Origin of the sequence: Methylibium rhizosphaerae, from assembly GCF_006386545.1 — a bacterium.
GTDB classification, from domain to species: domain Bacteria; phylum Pseudomonadota; class Gammaproteobacteria; order Burkholderiales; family Burkholderiaceae_C; genus Pseudorivibacter; species Pseudorivibacter rhizosphaerae.
Genome location: NZ_SWAR01000167.1, coordinates 1 through 823 on the forward strand (window position 1 = coordinate 1; position 823 = coordinate 823).

1 protein-coding gene is annotated in these 823 nt (G+C 56.3%); it reads left to right on the plus strand.

All coding sequences use genetic code 11. From position 1 onward, the window contains the following. The first annotated feature begins 166 nt into the window (after positions 1-166). Positions 167-625, plus strand: a complete 459-nt coding sequence (locus tag E8D38_RS27940) for a hypothetical protein (RefSeq protein ID WP_140637594.1) — start codon at positions 167-169, stop codon at positions 623-625. Positions 626-823 lie beyond the last annotated feature (198 nt).

An 823-nucleotide genomic window follows, 5' to 3' on the forward strand; every position in this document is an offset into this window, starting at 1 on the left:
TCTCATTCGAAGCAAAGTATTCGTCGTACTCTGAAGGTTGCCCCGCAACCTATAGCGGAAGCAAAGATGTCTCCGTTTCACTCTCTCCTCTATAGCGCAAGGCCTAACCCCTCCGTCAAGGGGACCTGCCTTCGGCAGGCCCCTTACGTCGAACGTTAGGCATCTCATGGACTCGCGGCTTGTCTTCCATCATCAGGACGGTGATCTCTCGTTTGGCATCATCAGTGGCGTGTACAACCTATCGCCTTCGGGAACACTATCTTGTTCTGTGGCGTGTTCGTTCAGTGAGAGCGCCGAGTTTATGGGTTCACCTCAGTTCGCTATGCTGAGCCTGGCGGCAGGCGAGGGCTTGTACGTCGGCCAAACCCTCGAGGTTCATAGCCAGGCGACGTCGGAAGACATTTGTGAATCTCGTCCTTTGACGCATCTCTACGCGGGGGAGCACTACAGCCCTTGGAATGCGCGCCTTACAGTCGTCGCAGTGCAGGAAAGTTCTATTGACGTCCACGGCTCGTTCGTCACAGCCGATCCCAACTATTACGACGAAAGAGCCAAGCCGACACATGTCGAATTTTGGGCCAGTCTGAAGGCGAGTCCTCCTACAGCCATTTGGCGCCCGCTGTGAGGCCGACGCCTAACCCTTCCATCGAGCGGACATGTTCCAGCGGGCTGCGCCCGCCTCCACATGCCGCTCATGTCAAACGTTAGGCATCACGGAGCCAGACGTGAGTACAACGGCCGAGGCACTTCTGAACATCATGACGATTCGTCTCTCAATGCTGGAAGAAGGTGTCATTCGACCAAGCCCGGTGGTAGTCGCTGC